Raw genomic sequence first — 22,465 nt, forward strand, 5'->3', positions numbered from 1 at the left:
ATAAGGAAGAACTGCTCTTTTTCGAAAGGGTGGTGCAAGTGGGAAAACGATAGTTCGTTGCCAGTACCAACCAAAAACATACTTGGGGTGTTACCATATGGTAGCATGAATGCTAGAGCGTCAAACTGTCTAGCGATAGACGAAAAGACCTAGTGTTCTAACTCAAGCCCCCACTGAAATGTTTTATCTCAGTGGGGGTAGTTGACTTATCAATTCTATGTACTGAGAATCACCGTATCCGATTGTTGGAAAAAGTTGAAACAACTTTATTAATAATTCATGATTTGATAAGCCTTGATTTTTAGAGATGAATTTCATTACGATATTATCTTCTTTTAGCATTTCTAAATATAAGTCTATAGCCTGATACATTACAGGTGGTACCTTACGGGAAGTCTTTTTATGGTTTACTAATACTTCATTGTATATAGATGAATAATTCCCCAATTCAAGTTCAATTTGATCTATTTTAAATTCATCCTCTCTGAAACTATTTAAGTATACCTTCCCTTTATAAGAAGACTGTTCAAGGTAAGAAAGCATGGTAAGTAGATTCATTTGGCAAAACATATCTTCCCCGAACCATAAAACAATACATTTATACGTTTTCGTAAATAGATTTTCTAACGGATCTATAACCTTTTTTGTATAACTTTCTATTGAACTGTTATGACCTTCTGCTTTTGTTTTAATAAACTCTTCATTAAAAACTTGTGTAGTAGCCAGGTTCACACACATTGCCTCATTAAATGGTGCATATTCAGAATCACCCATTAGCTTTTCACTTTTAAATTCTTCATACATCATTTGACCATTTAATATGTTTAGTACATCTTTATCAAACAGCTCTCTTTTCGCATTTCGTAACTGCTCAACCTCTAATTTTCTAGAAACGTTCATTTTAAACTCCCCTTCTATTTTTAGTTTAATAAATGACTGAATAGGCATTTTGTTAAGCTGGAATTCCCTTGGATTCATTCCAAAAACATTCTTAAAAGCTCTACTATAAGCCTCTTGAGAAGAATAATCGTAATCCAATGCAATATCTATTATCTTTCTATCATTCGTCAAATCCCCCGTAGATAAATACAATCTTCTCAAAAGAATATAGCGCCTAATACTATTGCCTGTTACTTGGTGAAATCTAAAAGAACAGTAATACGGAGAATAACCCATATAACGAGATAATTCATTTAATGAAAATTCTTCTTTTAAATTGCTCTCAATCCAATCAATCATCTTCTGTATATGTTCATTCATTTACTTCCCCCCTTATTAAGGCATTATAAAAGATGTTCATTACTTTCTTTTGATATTTCTTGTGTTTTATAACATGAGCCATTCATTACGTCATGCTTCATTTTAAAGGAAATCAAAAATAAAGCACGAATGTTGTAAATTAAGAATCATTAATTCTATGGTCAAAAAATTTCAGTTTAGAAAGGACGTTACAATGAACGATCGCGAAAAAGAAATACTTCTATTAATAAATGAACAATATTCGTTAAATTTTATTAACATGAAACCCATAACGAATGAAATGTATCAATGTCTTACAAAACAAGGTAATTACTTCATTAGAATTACAAACTATAAAACATATGAAGAACAGTTAGAAGAAGTTACATATACGAACTTTTTATATGAAAATGGTTTAGCAGTTCCTCCAATAATAACTTCTCTTAATGGGAATTTAGTAGAAAGGTTAACATTAGACAAGGAAATTTTTTCCGTATTATATAAAGCTGCGCCTGGTATACATTTACCAAGGTGCGAATGGAATTCTAATATATTTAAAAAGCTTGGTAAACAAATTGGAAAATTACATCGTATTTCTAAAAGCTTTGAAAAGACTAAACCGGTTAAACATATAAAAGATTGGTATGAAAATGAAGAATATAATTTTCTTAAGTATATTCCTAAAGTTGAAACTACTATAAGAGAAATTGCCTCTGACGTTTTAACTTCTATAAAGGGGCTTGAAAAATCCACTTCAAATTACGGCTTAATTCACGGTGATTTATGGCTAGAAAACATTTTAGTTGAAAACAATTCAAACTTAACAATGATTGATTTTCAAGACTGTGAAAAACATTTTTATATATTTGATTTAGCAGTTCCTATTTATAGTGCGATAGAATATTCATTTGTCGGAAATGGAAATATCGCAGACTATGAGCGTTCTATTACAAAAGCAATATTTGACGGATATCAAGAGGAAAATGAACTACCTAAAGAGATGATAGACAAGTTGCCTATGTTTATTAAATTAAAGGAGATTTTTGAATATAGCTTAATGCATATGTATTGGGACAAAGAAGAATTAACTGAGGAACAAGTACGGATAATGAACCTTTATAGGCTGAAGATCGAAACTAAATATACCTATATTAATGTTTAAAAATGCTGTTGTTTAACTACAAGGAAAATTTAGTTAAACAACAGCATTTACTAATTAGCTACTAGACAACCTTTGTTTCATTACTTATAAATACTGATTCAATAATCTGTTTAAATACAATTCATTTTGCGGAGATACCCTCTCAGCAAATCTAGCTGCAATAATAATAGGAGCCCATTGAAAAATTTCATCTCTTGTTAGATCGGTATTCCTGCAATATATTTGCAAATACATTTCCGCTAATTCTATATAAGACTGTGCATACACTAAATATGTCCGAAACACATCTGCACGAATGTCACCTGAACTAGCATCAACCCAATCTATAATATTCACACTCTTATTACTCAAAATTAGATTAAACGGATGAAAATCCCCATGACATAATCTTGGTTCAAATTTGATTGAATGTAGCTTATTCAATATATTTCCCTTTTGTTTTTCATCCAATTTATAAACAGATTTAATTTGTCGCTCTAATCTTTCTCTCATTGATTCTATTTCATCTGTGTTCATACGAATAGAATGAATCTTCTTTTGTTCATTCACACAAATATTTATGTAATGCTCTGCCTCATTTAGATTATTTAGCAGGAGATCACCAATACTATTTCCTTTTATGTATTCCATAATAATTGCCTGCCTATTTTGTATCTTTGTCACTTCAAATACGTTTGGAACTGGTAGCCCGCATGAATAAGCATATTTTTGTTTTTTTGCTTCATTTATAGACTCTGTATCTGGAAGATATTCTTTAAATAATTTTACAACCTTACTATCATAGAGATAGATTTCCGCTGTATTCCCTTTAGCTATCGGATTTCCTAAATTCAATTCATTTCTCTCCTTACTGTAAATTAAGCTGACACTTTATACTCCTATATAAATTCAGTGTAATTATGCGGAAACCCTTCTCTAAGAAAATATAAAAAACTTACCACTTTCTATCCTTAAATAGAAAGTGGTAAGTTTAATTTACTAGGAATATTGGAAGGAAAATGTGGTATATGCACAATTGAAAATGCATATCCTTGCTCAATAAATGATACTTCATTATGTTTACATTGAAATGGTACACAATTTCTCTTAAAGTTAATTTGGATTTGCTGTAAAAATGCAAGATCTGGTGTTCCGAAAGAAACATGCACTTTCGGTGGTAAAGCTTTCATCGCAATCGGAATCCAAGGTCGTTGCCACCATGTTGCAACAATATATGCTGTGCCCCCTATAACAAAGTTGAAAATATCCCCATCTTCCATCGTTTTCATATTTAGATTTGATTTCAACCATTCGCGAAATACGGGTACACTTTTAACAGGAAGACCAATTTCCCTTACGTATAAAATATTTAAAGGGGAATGTGGAACTAATACATCTTCTTTAATATAACTATGTGCGATAATTTCGAGTAGATTTCCATCCCCATCTTTAAAGTATACATTGAATAGACCATTCTCTTCACCAATTACATTTCCATTTTGCCATTTCACAATGAGTAATCCAGAATCTTTTAGCCATCTTGCTGTTTCATGGAATTTTGAATATGGAATCTCAAAAGCGAAATGTGCAGGTGCGATTGGTTCGTATACTTCTTGAAAACTAATGGTTGTATAAGGTGTTACTTCAAATTGAATAAATGATGCCGTTTCTTTTTTTATTGGAAAAGATAATATGTCCTTATATACTTGCTTTACCCCTTCTATCGAAACCGTTTGTAATTTTATATCTGATATATGTGTAATCACGTTACATTCCCCCTTGTTTCATATTATCTATTCGTATTGTATTACACTTATAAATAGATAAAATCAAACAGAAGGGTGGATTTTTCATATAAAAGCTACAACTTTAGTATGAATATTTAAATTTATCCTGCATTGTTTCCATACAAAAAAGCTGCCTTTCCTCAAACGAAAAGCAGCTTCTACAATAAAACACATTATGATTTTACAGCAATAATCATAAACCTTTTTGAATTCGTACGGATCCCTTTCTCAGAACTATTTGCATCAATGAACTTTTGTAAAATAGTAAAATCCTCATCCTCTTCTCCAAACCTAGAAATAATAGGCGTATGTTTTAATAAGAAAATGAGATCTTCAGCCGTACTGTAATAATCAGTAACATCATATTCACGTACTTGCACGAGTTCAAATCCTGCATTTATAAGTTCAGCCATACACTTTTCTTTTAAAGTTCCATCTCTTTCGCCTAAGCATTGTCCTCTTCCAAATGCTTCTTTTAGGTTCAATTTATCATGTTCGCTAACTTGTTGCGTTAAAAACAAAGCACCTTTTTTCATTACTTTTGCTAATTCGGATGCTATAAATGGCGCGTGACAACTAGAAGCAATATCAAAATGCGCATGTGGAAACGTTAAAGCTTCAGAATCCATTTGAAGAAACTCAACATTCTGTACATCTGATTTCTTTAAGTTAGAATGTGCTGTTTCAATCATGCCATTAGAATTATCTATTCCGATTAACAATTTAGCTGAAGATGATATATTAAGTACATTTTCTCCTCCACCTGTACCAACATCAAGTAAAATATGTGATGGCTTGCATCTTTCTTTTACCTCACTATAAAAATCCCATGTATCTCCTACAGTTTCACATTTTACTTTACTAAAATCCCATCCATTTATTCTTCCTACTTTATCATAAAAGTTTTTGTACTCTAATTCGTTCATTTTATGCTTTCCCCTTTGTTGATGCTTATATATTCCATAGCTTCTTAATGAAAATGAGCCATCAATTATTTATTCTATATACGCAAGCCAAGCTTCATAAAACGCTTGAACAGTACGGTACCTTTTACTTTTTTCTTTATGTAGCGCTTTTTTACATATATTATATAATTCTTGTGTACTTTCCCATTTTTCATAGCTTTTATCATTTTTCCCGCCGATAAAGGAAAAAGCAATTCCGGCTAACACATACACATTCGTTTCGCTTGTAATTTGTGCATGCAGTTCATATTCCTCCGGTGCTTTAAAGCGAGCTGTTCCCCAAAAACCCTCCCCAATTTCATTGAATACAGGTGTTTTTTGAAAGAAATCAATATCACAAATCGTCAGTTTTGATTGTTCAAAATTATATAAAATACTACCGTCATAAAAATCAACCATGACATAGCCTAGTGACTCCACATATGCTGCAAACTCAAAAATTTGTGTCAATATGTTAAGTCTCTTCGACACACATAATTTTCTTAACTTCACAAAAGGCGAATTTGGTGAATGGTGCTTTTCAAACGGTGTAAAGTTCCAATGATTGTGCATGCATTCCCCATCAATCCAATGAAACCTTAAACAAAATCCATTTTTCATTTGAATCGAATTAATATATGGAACTAGTAAAGGATGTTGAATTTGTTCATATACTTCCTTTGCTTTCATTAATCGTTGAATTGCATCCTCTACATTACCTTTATACTCTAAATTACGTGCACCAGCATACTTCAAAAAATAGCGTTGTCCATTCTCAATAATACCAAAGCTAATATTTCCTGAATCTTGCTGATCAAAAACAGTAAATACTTCTACACCCTTTAACCAATCAAAACTATGTTCCTCAGCTAATGTTATTGGGTATTGATTTTTTCCTATTGTAATATTTATCATGCGCTGCTCCTAGCTTTGAGCGAACGTAGTTTATAGAGGCATGATACGCATACTCAAATGATTTTTACCTCATACTTTACTTTCGTCTGTTTCTTCATAAAACATCACTCCTTTCAAATAAAGGTCCTTAATTTCATTCAATCACTACCGAAATATTCTTACTTTCTATTATATATTATAAAATACAAATTATAAGGAAAATATATTTCATGTGCACAGATAGTTTACATAATAATTTTATAGTTTATTTTTATTTATATAATCTAAATGTCTTCTTCCCCAACCACACATACTATCTAACACTGTACTTACTGTTTTTCCATGCTCTGATAAACTATATTCCACTTTAGGTGGTATTTCTTGATAAATCTCGCGTTCTATTAGTTGATCTTGCTCTAATTCCCGCAATTGCTTTGCTAACGTCCCTTGAGATATATCTGGTATTAATCGCTTTATTTCACCAAACCGTTTTGTTCCGTCTGTTAATAATATAAACAAAATGAGTGGTTTCCATTTCCCACCGATTATTTGTAATGTTGCTATTACTCCTTTTAACTTCGGTTCTTGTAAATCCATTTTTCACACCTCTCCTCTGACATCACAAATCTTTTTTCACATTGCATATCCGCATGAATAGTGATTAGTACGAAATATGCGACTATGTACATAAAAAGTGCGTACTTTTCACTTGCTATCTTTTAGCGAATAATAAAGGCATAACAACTTTATTTTAACGTTTTTATTAAAGGAGTGGCTTAAATATGTCTATTACTACATTAAAAGGTAGCCGAATCATTATCATTGGTGGGAGTTCTGGTATTGGGTTTGCAACAGCACAACAAGCAATTGAACAAGGCGCACATGTTATTATTGCAGGAAAATCCAAAGAAAAATTAATGATTGCTCAAGAAGTAATTAATAACAATCATCTTCAGACTTATGTATTGGATAACCAAGATAAAAACCAATTACAAGATTTTTTCAAAAGAGTTGGCAATTTTGATCATTTATTTACACCAGGTGCCTCCTACTCACTTGGACCAATAACCGCTACAGATAATATTGCTGAAAGCAGCTTTATCGGAAAGTTTTGGCCACAATATTACGCCGTGAAATATGCAATTCCTTTTCTTTCAAACTCTGGATCTATCGTATTAATGTCCGGTGCATTTAGTCAAAGGCCACTTAAAGGAGCACCTGCTTACGGAGCATGTAATGGTGCTATTGAAAGTTTAGGGAAAGCTTTAGCTGTTGAGCTAGCTCCAATTAGAGTTAATGTTGTTTCTCCCGGAACAATACAAAGAGAGAATGAACAAAATGAAAATAGACTAGCTGCTTATGAAACTTATAAATCTCTATCTCTTGTAAAACGCCCTGGGCACAATGATGAAATTGCGCATACTGTACTATATTTAATGCAAAATAGTTTTTCTACAGGTAATGTACTGTTTCCTGATGGAGGATACACTTACCATTAAATTATGTAAAACAAAAGCCACTTATAAAGGTGGCTTTTGTTGCTAATTTAGAATCTGCTGAAGCCATATAGGATCCTCTTTTAAAAGTTCCGCTAAAAACATAAGTTGCGGAAACGGTTGTAAGATTAAATCTTTATTTATTTTTTCTTTCAATATAGCCATTCCACCTTGTTTAATATAATCGTTTAGTGTTATTTCCTTACTACAAATTAGCTTAATATCACTTACTGAAAGCAATAATAACCCGTTTGTTTCAGAGGATGGAGTTGGTTCATATTCTGAATGTGCCATATACATAATAGATAAAGTTTCATCTGGGCTATCAATAATTAATATTGGATTGATTTCATTTTCTACTCTTATTTTCTTTGATTGTGCATTCCAATTCTCTTTATAATATGTACTTGGTGAACTGTATATTGCAATATCGATAGCAGCTTCTTCTTTCACTTTTCTTTTAGCAGTTTCTACTGCCGTTTCAACGGCTTCTTTATGTCCCCCCAGCCTTATTACACCTAATGTATCCCCTTTACTCGTTGGACCAACTTGAAAAACAAATAAATTTTTATACACTACATATGCACCAGCTGTTCGCACATTCTTATCTATTTGTATCAACATTTTCCCTCCTAACGACCTTTGAACAAAATAGTTTACTATAATTTTATTATGTATTTAAATTATCTTCAATCCAACACGCAGCATCAAGTAGGTTTTGCGCTATATAATCAGGTACTGTTTCTTTCCACGAATTTCTATACTTTATTAATGAGCTTTCCCCCCATCCTGTTCCCACTAAAATCTTTTTCATATTAGCCCTTTCAGCTGCAATCATATCTGTACTCCCTGTATCTCCAATAAGAAAACATTCTTTTAAGAATAGACCATGTTCTTCCGCTGCTTTCAAAAGTAAACCTATATTCGTTTTTTGGCAGTCGCAACTATTATTCATTTTATGTGGACAATAGTACATTCCATCTATATATACATCTTCATCTGTTAAAATTTGTTGCATCTTTTGAAATCCTTTAAGCAGTTCTTTTTCGGTGAAATATCCCCTTCCAATTCTAGTTTGATTTGTATATAAAAACACTTTTAATCCTAAGTTATTTAACTTTTGAATTGCTTTAGGTGCAAAATCAAATATTGTAAATTCATTCGGGTGAATACCTCTACCTGTCCCTCCAATTGTCCCACCTCTATCTAAAAATACTGCCTTCATTTTTATTTCCTCCTTTAGATTTTAAAATGCCCCTAAAAAGTAGGATTCATCTAAAAATTACAGAATTCTATACATAACAAATATTGGACGGATGATTTTAAAATTCCTCTATAATAAAGGTGGTTCAAACAGTTATGAAATTTATACTAGAACGCAAGGTTACCGTAAAGACAACTTTTTCGAAAGAATACAAGATATTTATTTTTGGTTTACTCATTTCACGAATCGGGGATTCACTGTATACTTTTGCGCTTCCTTGGATTGCCTATCAATTAACCGGTTCAGCTGTAATTATGAGTTCTTTATTTGCTATAAATGTATTGCCAATTGTTTTATTTGGCCCTTTAGTTGGTGCAATAATTGATAGATACGATCGAAAAAAGTTACTTTGGATAGCGGATATCACCAATATTATTTTAGTAAGTCTTGTTCCCATTCTACATACATTACATCTATTAGAAATCTGGCATTTATACATAATTACTTTTATCTTAGCAGTTATGTCTATGCTTTTTGATGTAACAACTGTTACAGTCATTCCACACATCGCAGGAGCATCATTAACGAAGGCTAATTCTTTCTATCAAATGATTAATCAATTGGCTAGTTTGTTTGGTCCAATGATAGCTGGGATTTTCATATCTTTTATTGGAGGCTTTCAAGTGCTTTGGATTAATGTTCTTTCATTTATTGCAACATTAGTTGCTGTGATGTTATTACCATCAATTAAAACTGTAAACAGCCAAAATAATGATAAAAATACACTTCAAAATATTCTATCGGATTTGTTTAATGGGTTTAAATGGCTCAAAAATGATCGCTTAAATATAGCTTTATCTTTTCAAGCTATGATTGGAAACTTTGGAGCAAGTGCGGTTTTAGGTGTATTCATGTATTATTTACTATCCACATTGCAACTTACCCCGGAACAAAGTGGCTTTAATTATTCATTAATTGGCATCGGTGGGATTTTAGGAAGCTTGATTGCAGTTCCTTTAGAAAAGAGATTGCAGCGCGGCCTCCTAATTCCTTTACTCCTATTCGCTGGAGCAATTGGCTTAACTTTCGCACTTTGGAGTACATATTGGTTTGCTCCTGGCATTGCTTTCGGTATTGCAATGACTTGCAATATTGCATGGAATATAATTGTAGCCACAGTTCGCCAGGAAACTGTTCCATCAAATATGCAAGGAAGGGTTTTAGGATTTTCACGTGTACTTACACGATTAGCCATGCCACTCGGGGCATTAGTAGGAGGTATTATTTCAGCCTATAATCCAGTACTTGTATTTGCTTTAGCTGCTTTCACGAAGCTACTTGAAGTTATTATTGCGTTATATAGTCCGATACGAAAACTATGATGGAAGGAAAGATAATTATGTATGATTGGTTAATTGAAATCGAAGAGCAAAAATATCCAGCACCTACTATAAATGAAGATTTTTATATAGAAAAGGCACCACCTGTATCTTCAAAGACTTCTCTCAGTCCAATTTGCCAACTTTTCAGTGGCATGGATTTCATACTTGAAGAGGACGTTTATACGTCCTTTCCCATTACAAATGACATTACTTTAAATATAGTTAAAAATGAATTAATCCCTCATTATAAAGATGTGAAACAAGTTTATATTAATAATGAATTACATGAAATTTTCATGATAGGTTTAAAGGAAGAATCAAAACAAACTTTAAAAGCACTTCTAACTAACGGTATATATCCTGTAGTGCCTGATTTATACCGAAGTTGTTCTTTTAATAGAATTGTCGGTAGAAGAACATTAAAATATTATTCTGTACTATTCGATTGTATTGATCCGATATTCTTAAAAGAAACTCAAGAAATAGCATATTTCCTCAAACATTCATTCTTTCAAAAAGAGGGTTGTATTTCTTTAGTACCAACAGGTTGGTTTTTAAAAGAGTCATTAAAGGATTCCATTACACTCCGCTCATTTTGTACATTTGCAAATGAAATTGTGCTAGTAGTTGACGAATCGAATCAAGAAGTAATTTCTCTTGATATTTACGGATAAATTGATAAATGGCTAGCGTCAGGAAAATGCGGATTTACAACGATAAGGAAAGTCTAAATTAAAAAGCTCATTATCTCTACAAATCGAAATAGAGAAAATGAGCTTTTCAGTTACTTCATTTATTTACTTATTTATTTATTGAATTCATTAACTGGAAGAAGTATTCAGGTTTATGAGTCTTATTTAGGTTATACCATGCATGTATTGTATCTGGTGTAAATACATCTATTTTTTTCAGTACCTCCACTGCGAATTCCAGAGGAGCTATTCCTGATGCAGTAACTAAATTCGCATCAGATACCGCAGATTCCAACTCATAGAACTTTTCTCCTTTATAGTTAGGACATACCATTTTAGTATATTCTAAGTTATTACTTGTATGCTTTCTAGTATTTAAGTATCCCATATTCGCGAGGCCCTCAGTTGCACCACAAATTGCAGCAACAATAGTACCAAGCTTTAAAGCTTGGCCAATTCTTTCCAAGATAGGTTGATGAATTTCTTCACTCCAAGTAGTCCCTCCTGGTAAAATTAAAAGATCTTTACTCTCAAGAGTACATTCATCAAGGGAAATATCTGGTTTTATGCTCAGTCCTCCCATAGTAGTAATCATTTCTTTATTAGCTCCTACTGTAATTACTTTTAAAGGTGCTAAATCTTTTTTGAAATATCTTCCTGAGTTTAATTCCGCAATTAAATATCCATATTCCCAGTCCGACATTGTATTAAATACATATAGAAATGCTTTTTTTGTTTGCATCCAATAACACTCCAATCACAATTTATATAGCTATTATAATATAACTTCCCTGACAGTTAACGTCAGGGAAGTTATCATACTTGATGAAATTTTATTAATTCCGAAAGAACTTCAATAAGTCTTTTCTTAAGACTTATTGGCTCAATAACTTTAATAGATTTATTGTACGGTAAAAGTAAATAAGGTACATATGTATGTAATATATCTTTTTCAAGAAGAAAAACTGCTTGATTTGAAGTCCGTTCTTGTAAATAATGTCCTAAAAACCAATGTTGGCAAATATCAGCCAATACACTTTTATCCCCATTAATAACCAAAGAAATAGTCCCTTCCTTATCTTCTATAGTTGGAAGAAGACCATTTATAAAAAAGTCACGTGCTGAAAAATTTTCTGGTCGTTTAAACTTATTTTCTGTTAGCATTAGACTTTCAATTCGATCTACTCTAAAACTACGGATATCATTCCTAAGATGACAAAATCCAATCACATACCACTTATTATTCCAATAGATAATTTTGTACGGATCGACCAATCTATAATTTAATTGCTTTTCGCCACTTTTATGGTAAAGAATTTTTACTGAGTAGCCGTCAGCTACGGCCTGCTCCAACTCCTTCAAAAAAGGTTCCATAGGGAGTGAACTTAATCGACTTATTACTTCAAGACTAGCTAAATGTTGGTTTATCTTTGTTTCCTGCTCTTGATTTGAGTATTTACTTAGTTTTGAAATGGCCCGATTTAGTGCTTCACCTCCATAATATCCGGCTTCTTCTGCAAAAACAGCAGCGTGAAATAGTGCAGTTTGCTCTTCAAAATCAAAAAAAAGAGGCGCCTCAATAAAATTGTTCAATAAAGTGTATCCACCGTTATGTCCTGGTTCTGAAATGATAGGTACGCCACTTGTTGAAATTGTATCTATATAACGATACACAGTCCTTATATTCATCTCTAACTTTTCTGAAATTTGTTTTGCAGTAATTTTTTCACCTGAACGAAGCATCCATAGAATCGCTAACATATTGTCAATTTTAGGCATATAATTCCACCTCAATATCAAATTTATTTTCTATTATGTATTTCCGATTTTCGGTATAATTCATCAACTGTTCCTTTCCCATAGCTTTCTATATATTGAAGCCCTAGACACATTTGTAATTTCACAAATTTGATTCACAGTCATATCTCCCTCTTTATAAAGCTTTACTGCATAATTCATTCTTGCATGATTTTTATAGTACTTCTTTAACCGACCTTTAAACTTTCCTTTTTTCTTAGCCAGTTCAATTCCTTCACGCTACCGCATACGGATAAGATCACGTTCTGATTGGTTTACACCCGCCATAACCATAATATTGCACCATATGTCACCTTTTTGCTGGGAACATATTAATTTGCTAGGAGAATACCATTTTAATTCGGAGAAAGTGATCTAATTAGATTCTTTAAGACCACTGAAACTTTCTTAACGTTGTTAAAAACGGGAGAATCGTCAGAAAAAAAGGCTTAGCATCATTGTAAATCCGTATTTCCCTGACGATACCCCATTGCCATCAACCTAAGCTTTTGAGATACCCCCCACAACGAAATTTCCATATTTTTACAGATATTCATGAGAATTCAGCTCATTTTTTCGTTTTGGGGAACAATCAATTTCTTGAGTTGATGGGTATGTGATAATGCTTCCATTTGAACAAATTTTCCTTTTCCATACCGATCACACATCTTTTGTAGAGTAATAGTATCAGCATATCCCAGTTTAAGAGGTTACTTACAAAATATTTGAAATTTTTTTGCGAGAATCTAAATATTTTCATTTATAATTCTCTATTTGTCTATACTTTTCATACCGCTGTTGTATAAGCTCTTCCGAGGATAATAGTATCAATTTTTTTAGAGATGATTCGATTACAGATTCAATCATTTTTGCCTGTGATTTTATATCATTTTGTGCTCCACCTTTAATTTCAGGAATGATTTCATCAATAATTCCTAAATGTTTTAAATCTTTTGCTGAAATTTTCATATGTTCAGCAGCTTCTGGAGCATACTTAGCGTCCTTCCATAGGATAGATGCTGCTCCTTCTGGCGAAATTACCGAGTACCATGAATACTCTAACATATGGATATGGTTACCGACACTAATGCCAAGAGCTCCACCACTTGATGCCTCTCCAATTACAATACAAACAATTGGCACTTTAAGTGTAGTCATTTCAAATAGATTTCGAGCTATCGCTTCAGAAATTCCACGTTCTTCAGACCCTACCCCTGGATAGGCGCCTATTGTATCAATAAATGTAATAATAGGGCGATTAAATTTATCAGCTTGTTTCATAAGTCTTAGCGCTTTTCTATAACCTTCTGGATGTGCCATTCCAAAATTTCTTTCTATACTTTCCTTTGTATTTCTACCTCTTTGATGACCAATAACCGTAACGGGCATTCCTTTAAATTTTGCAATACCACCTATCATTGCTTTATCATCACCATATAATCGATCACCATGAAGTTCGAGAAAGTTTGTAAACAATAAAGGTATATAGTCCAATGTCGTAGATCGGTTACGTAGCCTTGCAATTTGAACTCGTTGAAAAGGTGTAATATTAGAATAAATCTTATCTTGCATTTTATTTAAACGTTTTTCTAATTCATGAATTTCTGACGATAAATCTACATTATTTTCTTTAATTCATCAAATTTCTCTTTTAATTCAATAATAGGACGTTCAAAATGCAAACTCATTTTATCCTCCAAATGTTATGACTTACCTCACTCTAATCAAAAGACTTAGAAATAGAATCAATAAATAATTCAAAACCATCCACAACTATTTTTTGTTCTGATTCTGATAAATTATTGAGAATACTTTGATAAAATGTAATGGATTGCTCTCTTAAGCAATTAACAGTTATGTGACCTTTTTCTGTGAGGTGCAGAAAAAGTTCTCTTCTATTTTTTTCATTTACTTCACGATAAATAAGACCCTTTTTTACTAACTTATCTACCAATCTACTTACAGTTGAAGTCTCTAATCTAAGTTTATTGGATAGTTGCCAAACAGTTAATTTTTCTACCTCTAGTTCCTCTAACGCCATCATTTGAGAAGTTGGTAAAGGTTTTTCAAATGGTCCTTTGGGCAAATTTTGAGATTCAAAAACCCCAGTTATTATAATCATTTTCTTAATAACTGTTCTTAGTTTTAAGGCATCTTCTCTTTTCAAATAGGTCACCCTCCTACAACTAATGTATCATACATCAATTGTATTATACATGAATATGTTTTTTTCACAAGCTTAACGTAAGCCAATATTACAACATGGACGAGATATTTCTCCTTGTTAAAATGGGATAAGTGGATTGTTTTCTACAAATGGCAGAACATCAATTATGTATCAGGGGACTTTATGGGGTACCGCTCATCGCAATCAAGCTAAGAAAATAAAACTACCTAAAAAACGAAAATTTTGTGATAACTTGTAACAAAAAACTCATAATTTTTTTGGGGAAGTTCTAAATTCTTAAGTTGATGGGCATGTGACAATACCCCATAAAGAAAAAAGGCATTAATTATATGCCTTTTTTCTTTATCATCATTTAACTGGATAACAAACTTCTGTAACCCACTTATTAGGATCCGATTCCATCGCTGGGCTTACATGGTAAATATTAAACATCGGGCCTACTAATGCGTAACCTTCTGTCTCAATCCATTTTGCTGCAGCCTCATTTACAGCTGTCATCTGTTCATAACTTCCATTAACCGTTATGGAAGCTACATTAGTGGATTCAATTTTTTTAAATGTAACGTCTTTTGTATTTTCATGCCTACCTAAAATACTTAGCTGTATTTCTACATCTACATCATTTTCTTTATATTCACGATCATGGAAAACCGCAATACTATAACTCGGATGGGCAATACTAATACTTTTCATTTGAATTTCTTGCATTAATGTACCCCATAAATCCCCTTCGCGATTATATGATGGAATAATCTTTCTAACACTAGCTACTTCTCTTTCTGGAATTTCTTTTATTGAAACATGATAGGCCATCTCAACAACATCCTCTCTCATCGTTTTCATTGAGGCTTCGAGAAGACGTAATTGTTTTTGGAGGTCATCCATATCATCCTTTATTTGAGCACTACGATTTTCAAATTGTGATTTTATTACTTCCATATTATCGCTTGCTACTATTTCTTTAATAGTAGCAATATTAAACCCCATATCTTTTAACATTTGAATTTGATTTACTTTCTTTAATTGGGCCGCTGAATAGTATCGATATCTACTTTGTTCATCGATTTTTACTGGCTGTAGCAATTCTACTTTATCGTAGTGTCTCAACATACGAATACTAATGGAAGATAGTTTTGAAAAGTCACCTATTTTAAACATATTTTCCTCCCATAAATTACATCTACTTCGAAGCTCAACTTCACCTTAAACAATGACATCGTGTGAGAGTCAACTGTTTATAACACTTGAATTATATTTCTTTAATTATTTCCCCTTTTACTCTCTTCCGTCTTAAGGCTATAAAGATTGATATTAATCCGTTCACAACTAATAAAGTTACTATAATATTTGTAAGAAAGGCTACATCTGCCGCAAATATTTTAATTGTTTTCCATGGTGAGCTTGTACTATAAGTAAGAAGCGGGATGAAAATAATAGATAATAGTAGAAATAAATTTCCTACAAATAACCAAGTTAGTTTTTCAACATTTTTCTTATGCCTATACTTCTTAACAAACATAATTGGCGAAATGAAAAGCACGAGTATAACTATCGACATAACAATTTGTGTAAATGGTATGTTTCTAGGTGGATCAATTGGTTCTTTTCCATTCAAAATGCTAATAATCCCATTTTTCAACACTGATAACGCTGGCTCTTCTAATACATGATTTTTATTTGTTAAAATAACACCACCCCAGCCACTTTTATTTAAAATAAATATTTCTGCACGAGCATCGGGCGTGGATCCTGAATGCCAAATCATCGTTTCGCTTTCATTTATATTTGTTGTTCTTAATCCAAAACCATAACTTTTTTCTGAATTTATTTTATAAAGTGGTGAAAGATAAAGATCCATGTTTTCTTGCTTTAAAAATTGAGCATCCTCAGGCCGATTCAAAAACATAATATATTGAATCATATCTTCTAAATTTGCAGTAATATAGCCATACGGTGCCCCAGAATTATCATAGGACACTACACTTTTTCTTGGTATGCCAAACCAAGACTGATAACCTGTTAAATAACCCTTTTCATATGCAGTTTCTTTACTTGCTGCTGCACCATTCATATTTAACGGCTGAAAAACATGCTTTTCCATATATGATGAATACGTTTCATTTGTGACCTCTTCAATAAGAGCACCTAAAACAATATAATTCGCATTACTATATTGATATTTTTCTCCTGGTGAGGCATTTAATTTTACATTTAAAAGTTTCTTTACATTTTCTTTTAAAGCTGAAGAACTTTTGGATTGTATATCTGATAATGCCAAACCTTCGTATGTGTTTATTCCGCTTGTATGAGTTAGTAGGTTTCGAATTGTTATAGTGGAGGTTAATTGATTGTCTTTTAATTTAAACCAAGGAAGGTGTTGTTGAACTGAATCCTCTAATTTTATTTTTTTATCTTCAATTAATTTCAATATAGCTAAAGCTGTTAAAGATTTACTTATTGAGCCAATTGCGAATGGTGTTTTACTAGTTACCTTTTTTTCAGATTCTCCAGTAATTCCTATCGTTTTTGTGAAAAATACATCTTTTTTATGTACAATTGCAACAGAAGCTCCTGGAATATTCTGCTCTTTTATAAATTTTTCAATATACTTATCCAATGCAATTTTAATATTTTGCTGAGCGTAAACTTTTGGATCTGTAATACATAACATTAATACATTACAAAGAATATAAATTAGAGATATTTTATAGATTGCATTCTTCATTATGCTTTAGAGAGCTTTCTTTTTTTATAACTTACTAAACTAATGAATACTACTATAGAGAGCATAAAACTAATCATTATTAATAATGAATTCCACCATTGATTTTCTGAAATACGATATAGAAGATTATACTGAAATGTATTTTTACTATTAGTTGGATTTAATGATCTAGTTAAAAATATTGTAAATGTAGTTTGCGAGATGAGGTAAGTAATAACTGCGATGAATATGCCGCGTAAGAAAGATTTGTTTAATTTACCCTTTTCATTTTTAAGTTGTTTCATTTTAACTTGTAAATCAATTTCATTTATTTCTAAATAATCTTGAACAAATAATTGAGGTGTACCTAAATCATCTATACTATCTTCACCATGATCACGACATTCTTGAATATGTTCTAATATTTGTCGCTTAACATTTTCCATTTCTTCTAAACTAATATCGTATTGCTGTAATTCCTTAAGTACGTCTGTTAAAAATTGCTTTTCTTTACCTATTAATCTATTCCTCATTTCAGAAGGTCTCCTTTCGAGCCGTTTTTTAATAATGTTTGAATATCCGATTGCAATTCTAACCACTCATTAATTTTTTTCTCAAGACGTATTTTCCCGTTTTCATTAATTTCATAATAAATCCTAACTTTACCACTGTCTGTTACTTCTTGATAAGTATTAACCCACTCTTGATTTTTCAACTTAGTTAGAATAGGGTAAATACTTCCTACTCCTTTCAATTTTAAATTGTTTACTTCAAGTTCTTTCATAATCTCATAACCATAACTTTTCTTTTTCGACAAAATAGATAATACACACATTTCTAAATGACCTTTAATTAAACTTGTTCTATCCATAGGATAAATTTAACAGAAATATATACTTCATTCAAGTATATATTTCTGTTAAATTTAAAAAATCAGATAACAAAACAAAAAGATTACTAAACAAATATTATCACTCACGAACTTTTTTACCCCTATTTATCTCTTTTATAATATAATAATTACATAATATATCAATCATTTCACAATTTTATTTGTTTATCTCTCCTTCCCTTATACTTCTTTCCTTAGTGGAAAATATTGTATGCGGGACATAAAAAAACTAAAAGATCCAATTTCTTAATTGTGACATTAAGAAATTGGATCTTTTCATTACCTTGTAATAATTAAACTGCGTTATTATTAACATTATAAAGAATATACGTTTTATATAAGTTATGTTAATAACACCTTAACTAATAAAATTTTATTGATTACTCTCAAGACATTCATAAACCGCCATCATTTCTCGTTTATCCAATTCGCGAATGCGATTAAAAATTGGTATTTGCGAAACAGCTTCTGTTAATAAGCTCTCATCCACAACATCACTAACTTTTCCAGTTAACCATGTTTGTACATCCACGCCCTCAACAACTTCTTTTAACCCTTCGTCATTAATACCAGTTGCATTACATGTTACACATGGGATTGTTAATTTAAAGACACCATCATGTAAATTATCTTCAGTTATAACTTTCTTTCCTTTACAAAATGGACATGGGTTACTTTTTCTAATTTTATTGATTTGGGTAACTAACTTTTTGTATCCAAACGCTTCGTATACATACGTAAGCTTTTTATATTTACCATTTGTGAAATACTTATCTATAATGTTTTCTCTCGTTTCATAAACATTAGGGAAATCACATACAGTTACTTGATTATTAACACTAATGGATTCAATATTTCCTTTTATTTCATCCCAGAATGGTAAAACATTTTGTAACACCATTTCATAGTTTGAAAAGCTTGCCTGTTCTAATTCAAACATTTTCAGTGCAACTTGTGCTTTTCTTGGCAATAAAGAAACATCTTCTGTCAATCTCATATCGCCACCAACTATAGACTTTAATTTATGAAGTGCAGGTAAATCACCGACTATTTTCAACACTTCATCAACTGGTTGATTGATCATTTCACGAATATCAAAGTTACCAAATTTAAGGGGTTTATGATGCTTTAAAACCGTCCCCTCACAAATTGGACATGTCATCATTTCTTTAGAAGACTTAATTTCTTCTTTAATAGCTGCTTTAGAAATAACAATATATCCACCAATAATCGTATTAAATCCTACCCATGTTCTGCGTGTCTTTCCTTTTTTATCATAAAATGATTTTTCAAAATATCCGTACCAAAACGTGTGCTTTTCTTCTTCTGACATATCATTATAGCTCTTTGATAAATCGTGACCAAGCTCATTTTTTATTTCTTCAAATAGAAATTCTATTTTTTCATATTGATAAAATTTTAAGACTTTCATGATTTCCGGATCAAATAAACCGTCCCAAAATGGAACATTTTTATCTTGAATTGTAATCTCTTTATCGAAAACTTCAATTTGAAGACGTCCAGAACAAGATGGACAATGATTGTCCTGTGAATAGAAATCAAAACTTCTCGTATCTTTATTAGTTGGATGAGCAGCTACAATATGATTAATTAATCCACCAATTTCATATAAGAAACTATATTGACTATATAAATGTCTTTCAAGATCAATAGCAACAACAGGTGCAATTGTATCAGATTCATATTCACCATAAATTAAACGGGCCATTGATGATAAACTTTTTAAAATACCACCCTTATAAATGTTTTCGGCATTTTTAAAATAGTTAATATGATTTTCTTCTAAATAGTGAACGCCTTCTTTATGCTTAAGCGCTGAAGAAATATGTATTTGCTCAGCTTTATTCACACTGCTTTTTTGGCGATAATAATCTTCATGACTTACTACATCAAGATGCTTTATAGATTCAGGCTGTCTTTTCCCGAAATCTACAATATAATCAGAGCTTTCTAACATGTAACTATTATGTTCAATCATAATGATAGAGACTGATTCATCTTGCAATATAGCTCTAACACTATCTATAAATTGATTTAAAATATTTTGTGATAAACCTTTTGAAGGCTCATCAAAAATAAATAATGTATGTGGATTTCTAGTGTTCGCAAATAACTCCGAAACTAAATGAACACATTGAAATTCACCCGTTGATAATGTTTGTGTTTTTCGTTCTAACGTTAAATAACCAAGTCCTAATTTAATAAGTAGACTCAAGCGTTTATATGCAATATCTTCATTTGGAAGTTCATCTATAATATCCTCAATCGAACGCTCAAAAATATCATCAATTTCTTCGCTATACTTTGTTAGTTTCTTTTTAATATCTAGGAAAGTGGCTACAGTTGATCGACTTGTAATGGATTGATTTCGATCTTGTCCGACCATAACTAGTTTATCTTTTGGATATCGTTTCAAGAAATCTGTAGCTAAACATTCGTTAACAAGTGTAGATTTTCCGCATCCAGATTCTCCTGTAACCGTCACAAGCCTATTTTTAGGAATTTGAAACTCCGTCATTTGGATATTACGGCAATATAATTCTTGGAATGTATAATATTCTGTTGGTACTTCTTTATTTAGATCCGACAGTATTGGTTTTAGTCTTGGTGATTCTTTCACAATTTGTCCACCATATTTTCCGCTACCAGGCCCAAAGAACAATTGCTCATCTGTTGTATCCAGTACTGTATCTGAATGATCAATAAGCCAAATTTGATTTTTACACCCTAACTGCTTAATCTCTTCTAATATTTGTAATAATGTTTCATGATCAAGTCCAACTGAAATCTCATCAATAATAATGACAGCATTTTCACTTACTGCCATGAATTCAGCCAAATAAAGTCGTGTTAACTCTCCACCTGACAATGTACCCATAATTCGATTTAATGTTAAATAACCAATGTTCATATTAATTATATTTTGCAGTATATGTTGTTTTGCTTCACTAATATTTAACACTTCTGCTAACGAAAGAATAGATTCAACACTTAAATCATTAATATTTGAAATTGTATGTGGTTTAGCAAATAAATCTATCGTATGTTGTTCGATTTCTTCACTATAACGTTTTCCCTTACATTTTTTACACTCAATATTTTTAGTAGTGCCTCGGCCTTTACAACCAGTACACCAACCTAACTGATTATTAAACGAAAAAACCTCAGGGGAAAGATGAAATACTTCAGAAAGTTTTTCGCGAACTTCAGTAAACACACCAGTATGAGTACCTATCGTTGAACGTGGGTTAGAAGAAATCGATGATTTTCCTAGAAAAAGTACTAAAGGCATATCCTCCATCTTAATAGCACTAAAATTTGTTTCCATAATATTAGGAAATAAATATTGATATTCAGCCTTTGGCAATAAAGAAACTAATCGTTTTTTTGATTCTTCGCCAATCGTTTGACAAAAAGTTGTTTTACCTGATCCTGATAAACCAGCGATTCCAAACGACTTATTAAATGGGATAGCTGTATCTAATTTATTTATGTTATTAGCAATTAATTGATTTACTTTCATATTAACCTCTATTCTTATTTTTCATAAAAGACATTTTTATAATATAATAATTACATAATAAATATACTATATTACGTAATTACCCTCTTACTTCAAGAAACTTACCTTTATATATTTCAAACCACTGTTGCCATTCATCTTTAGAAAATTCTTTTTCTTCTCCTTCTAGAACGGAAGAAAAAAGATCTAAACAAATATGCCAACCTGCTATATCTTTCGGTGTATGATCTGTTAAATCATGAATGTATTCTTTAAGAAGTAAAAGAGTACCATTTTCCTCTTTATGTATTTCAAATCGGACACGATCTTTATCCCAAGTAAATTCAAGCACTGCGTTTACTTGACACTCTAAAATATCAATATTTATAAATGAACCGTCCATCAAGTCAAACTTTATTATTCCACCTGTTTTAAGGCTTTCAATTTGTAAATTAGACATCCATTTTTTAAGCTTACTGTTTTCTGTTAAAACAGACCAAACCTCCTCTATTGTATATAGAAATTCGCGTTCAAATTTTACAATATACCCATCAGTTACTTTTTCAATTTCAGCTATCATAT

21 protein-coding genes and 2 pseudogenes are annotated in these 22,465 nt (G+C 31.6%); 4 read left to right on the top strand and 19 right to left on the bottom strand.

Translation table 11 applies throughout. The annotated features are described in order from the left end of the window. Window positions 1-183: 183 nt before the first annotated feature. Window positions 184-1,260, bottom strand: a complete 1,077-nt coding sequence (locus FOT98_RS13740; protein ID WP_063262222.1) for a helix-turn-helix domain-containing protein — start codon at window positions 1,258-1,260, stop codon at window positions 184-186. Window positions 1,261-1,453: 193 nt separating this feature from the next. Here FOT98_RS13740 and FOT98_RS13745 point away from each other — a divergent pair, with 193 nt between their 5' ends. Beyond that, window positions 1,454-2,401 (top strand): phosphotransferase enzyme family protein, encoded by a 948-nt coding sequence (locus FOT98_RS13745; RefSeq protein ID WP_063262223.1) that lies wholly within the window; start codon window positions 1,454-1,456, stop codon window positions 2,399-2,401. An 84-nt stretch (window positions 2,402-2,485) separates the two neighbouring features. Here FOT98_RS13745 and FOT98_RS13750 read toward each other — a convergent pair whose 3' ends face one another. The 5 genes from FOT98_RS13750 to FOT98_RS13770 form a co-directional block, all read right to left on the bottom strand. Then, a complete protein-coding gene (locus FOT98_RS13750; RefSeq protein ID WP_063262224.1) occupies window positions 2,486-3,235 on the bottom strand; it encodes an aminoglycoside phosphotransferase family protein in 750 nt (249 codons plus the stop codon). A 116-nt stretch (window positions 3,236-3,351) separates the two neighbouring features. Continuing rightward, window positions 3,352-4,146, bottom strand: coding sequence for a VOC family protein (locus tag FOT98_RS13755; protein WP_063262225.1), 795 nt, complete (start codon window positions 4,144-4,146; stop codon window positions 3,352-3,354). Window positions 4,147-4,340: 194 nt separating this feature from the next. Continuing rightward, window positions 4,341-5,093 (bottom strand): class I SAM-dependent methyltransferase, encoded by a 753-nt coding sequence (locus tag FOT98_RS13760; protein WP_063262226.1) that lies wholly within the window; start codon window positions 5,091-5,093, stop codon window positions 4,341-4,343. Window positions 5,094-5,162: 69 nt separating this feature from the next. Then, window positions 5,163-6,026, bottom strand: coding sequence for a serine/threonine protein kinase (locus tag FOT98_RS13765; protein WP_063262227.1), 864 nt, complete (start codon window positions 6,024-6,026; stop codon window positions 5,163-5,165). Window positions 6,027-6,263: 237 nt separating this feature from the next. Continuing rightward, window positions 6,264-6,602, bottom strand: a complete 339-nt coding sequence (locus FOT98_RS13770; RefSeq protein WP_063262228.1) for a winged helix-turn-helix transcriptional regulator — start codon at window positions 6,600-6,602, stop codon at window positions 6,264-6,266. A gap of 185 nt (window positions 6,603-6,787) precedes the next feature. On the opposite strand from FOT98_RS13770, the gene FOT98_RS13775 reads away from it, so the two are divergent. After that, window positions 6,788-7,504 (top strand): SDR family oxidoreductase, encoded by a 717-nt coding sequence (locus tag FOT98_RS13775; RefSeq protein ID WP_063262229.1) that lies wholly within the window; start codon window positions 6,788-6,790, stop codon window positions 7,502-7,504. Window positions 7,505-7,546: 42 nt separating this feature from the next. Here the strand turns inward: FOT98_RS13775 and FOT98_RS13780 are convergent, their stop codons facing one another. Beyond that, window positions 7,547-8,122 (bottom strand): hypothetical protein, encoded by a 576-nt coding sequence (locus FOT98_RS13780; protein WP_063262230.1) that lies wholly within the window; start codon window positions 8,120-8,122, stop codon window positions 7,547-7,549. Window positions 8,123-8,171: 49 nt separating this feature from the next. Continuing rightward, window positions 8,172-8,726 (bottom strand): D-glycero-alpha-D-manno-heptose-1,7-bisphosphate 7-phosphatase, encoded by a 555-nt coding sequence (locus FOT98_RS13785; protein ID WP_064774871.1) that lies wholly within the window; start codon window positions 8,724-8,726, stop codon window positions 8,172-8,174. A 134-nt stretch (window positions 8,727-8,860) separates the two neighbouring features. Between FOT98_RS13785 and FOT98_RS13790 the strand changes: the two genes are divergently transcribed. Beyond that, window positions 8,861-10,087 carry an MFS transporter gene (locus FOT98_RS13790; RefSeq protein WP_063262231.1) on the top strand — a complete coding sequence of 409 codons (1,227 nt, stop codon included), beginning with the start codon at window positions 8,861-8,863 and terminating at the stop codon, window positions 10,085-10,087. 17 nt (window positions 10,088-10,104) lie between these two features. After that, complete coding sequence (locus FOT98_RS13795; RefSeq protein ID WP_235608007.1) at window positions 10,105-10,761, top strand: hypothetical protein; 657 nt, start codon at window positions 10,105-10,107, stop codon at window positions 10,759-10,761. A 127-nt stretch (window positions 10,762-10,888) separates the two neighbouring features. On the opposite strand, the gene FOT98_RS13800 is transcribed toward FOT98_RS13795, so the two are convergent. From FOT98_RS13800 to FOT98_RS13850, 11 genes and pseudogenes are all read right to left on the bottom strand, one after another. After that, window positions 10,889-11,521, bottom strand: coding sequence for a type 1 glutamine amidotransferase family protein (locus FOT98_RS13800; protein ID WP_063262233.1), 633 nt, complete (start codon window positions 11,519-11,521; stop codon window positions 10,889-10,891). 74 nt (window positions 11,522-11,595) lie between these two features. Beyond that, complete coding sequence (locus FOT98_RS13805) at window positions 11,596-12,558, bottom strand: helix-turn-helix transcriptional regulator (protein ID WP_061680376.1); 963 nt, start codon at window positions 12,556-12,558, stop codon at window positions 11,596-11,598. Window positions 12,559-12,621: 63 nt separating this feature from the next. Then, window positions 12,622-12,873, bottom strand: a pseudogene (locus FOT98_RS13810) (helix-turn-helix domain-containing protein); the annotation flags it as partial. 459 nt (window positions 12,874-13,332) lie between these two features. Beyond that, window positions 13,333-14,264: pseudogene (locus tag FOT98_RS13815) on the bottom strand (acetyl-CoA carboxylase carboxyltransferase subunit alpha). A 32-nt stretch (window positions 14,265-14,296) separates the two neighbouring features. Next, window positions 14,297-14,743 carry a MarR family winged helix-turn-helix transcriptional regulator gene (locus FOT98_RS13820; RefSeq protein ID WP_063262234.1) on the bottom strand — a complete coding sequence of 149 codons (447 nt, stop codon included), beginning with the start codon at window positions 14,741-14,743 and terminating at the stop codon, window positions 14,297-14,299. A gap of 369 nt (window positions 14,744-15,112) precedes the next feature. Then, on the bottom strand, window positions 15,113-15,922 hold the full coding sequence (locus tag FOT98_RS13825; RefSeq protein WP_063262235.1) for a MerR family transcriptional regulator: 810 nt from the start codon (window positions 15,920-15,922) through the stop codon (window positions 15,113-15,115). A gap of 91 nt (window positions 15,923-16,013) precedes the next feature. Next, the gene (locus FOT98_RS13830; protein WP_061680379.1) at window positions 16,014-17,489 is read right to left on the bottom strand and encodes a serine hydrolase domain-containing protein; all 1,476 of its coding nucleotides are present in this window, start codon (window positions 17,487-17,489) and stop codon (window positions 16,014-16,016) included. Continuing rightward, the gene (locus FOT98_RS13835) at window positions 17,489-18,001 is read right to left on the bottom strand and encodes a hypothetical protein (RefSeq protein WP_144291074.1); all 513 of its coding nucleotides are present in this window, start codon (window positions 17,999-18,001) and stop codon (window positions 17,489-17,491) included. The genes FOT98_RS13830 and FOT98_RS13835 overlap by 1 nt, the downstream gene beginning before the upstream one ends. Next, window positions 17,998-18,339, bottom strand: a complete 342-nt coding sequence (locus FOT98_RS13840; protein ID WP_061680380.1) for a PadR family transcriptional regulator — start codon at window positions 18,337-18,339, stop codon at window positions 17,998-18,000. The genes FOT98_RS13835 and FOT98_RS13840 overlap by 4 nt, the downstream gene beginning before the upstream one ends. 394 nt (window positions 18,340-18,733) lie before the next feature. Next, entirely contained in the window at window positions 18,734-21,904 is a 3,171-nt protein-coding gene (locus FOT98_RS13845) for an ATP-binding cassette domain-containing protein (RefSeq protein WP_063260999.1), read from the bottom strand. Between the two features lie 79 nt (window positions 21,905-21,983). Continuing rightward, window positions 21,984-22,463: an SRPBCC family protein gene (locus FOT98_RS13850; RefSeq protein WP_063261000.1), complete on the bottom strand. Its 480-nt coding sequence runs from the start codon at window positions 22,461-22,463 to the stop codon at window positions 21,984-21,986. Window positions 22,464-22,465 lie beyond the last annotated feature (2 nt).

It is taken from the genome of Bacillus sp. HY001 (assembly GCF_007558965.1).
Taxonomy (GTDB): Bacteria; Bacillota; Bacilli; order Bacillales; family Bacillaceae_G; genus Bacillus_A; species Bacillus_A mobilis.

Bases quoted from the DNA above. Each gene is read 5' to 3' on its own strand.
- FOT98_RS13850 (WP_063261000.1), bottom strand. From the start codon at position 22,463: ATGATAGCTGAAATTGAAAAAGTAACTGATGGGTATATTGTAAAATTT.
- FOT98_RS13830 (WP_061680379.1), bottom strand. From the start codon at position 17,489: ATGAAGAATGCAATCTATAAAATATCTCTAATTTATATTCTTTGTAAT.
- FOT98_RS13825 (WP_063262235.1), bottom strand. From the start codon at position 15,922: ATGTTTAAAATAGGTGACTTTTCAAAACTATCTTCCATTAGTATTCGT.
- FOT98_RS13840 (WP_061680380.1), bottom strand. From the start codon at position 18,339: ATGGATAGAACAAGTTTAATTAAAGGTCATTTAGAAATGTGTGTATTA.
- FOT98_RS13765 (WP_063262227.1), bottom strand. From the start codon at position 6,026: ATGATAAATATTACAATAGGAAAAAATCAATACCCAATAACATTAGCT.
- FOT98_RS13790 (WP_063262231.1), top strand. From the start codon at position 8,861: ATGAAATTTATACTAGAACGCAAGGTTACCGTAAAGACAACTTTTTCG.
- FOT98_RS13745 (WP_063262223.1), top strand. From the start codon at position 1,454: ATGAACGATCGCGAAAAAGAAATACTTCTATTAATAAATGAACAATAT.
- FOT98_RS13795 (WP_235608007.1), top strand. From the start codon at position 10,105: ATGTATGATTGGTTAATTGAAATCGAAGAGCAAAAATATCCAGCACCT.
- FOT98_RS13805 (WP_061680376.1), bottom strand. From the start codon at position 12,558: ATGCCTAAAATTGACAATATGTTAGCGATTCTATGGATGCTTCGTTCA.
- FOT98_RS13835 (WP_144291074.1), bottom strand. From the start codon at position 18,001: ATGAGGAATAGATTAATAGGTAAAGAAAAGCAATTTTTAACAGACGTA.
- FOT98_RS13845 (WP_063260999.1), bottom strand. From the start codon at position 21,904: ATGAAAGTAAATCAATTAATTGCTAATAACATAAATAAATTAGATACA.
- FOT98_RS13775 (WP_063262229.1), top strand. From the start codon at position 6,788: ATGTCTATTACTACATTAAAAGGTAGCCGAATCATTATCATTGGTGGG.
- FOT98_RS13770 (WP_063262228.1), bottom strand. From the start codon at position 6,602: ATGGATTTACAAGAACCGAAGTTAAAAGGAGTAATAGCAACATTACAA.
- FOT98_RS13800 (WP_063262233.1), bottom strand. From the start codon at position 11,521: ATGCAAACAAAAAAAGCATTTCTATATGTATTTAATACAATGTCGGAC.
- FOT98_RS13740 (WP_063262222.1), bottom strand. From the start codon at position 1,260: ATGAATGAACATATACAGAAGATGATTGATTGGATTGAGAGCAATTTA.
- FOT98_RS13785 (WP_064774871.1), bottom strand. From the start codon at position 8,726: ATGAAGGCAGTATTTTTAGATAGAGGTGGGACAATTGGAGGGACAGGT.
- FOT98_RS13760 (WP_063262226.1), bottom strand. From the start codon at position 5,093: ATGAACGAATTAGAGTACAAAAACTTTTATGATAAAGTAGGAAGAATA.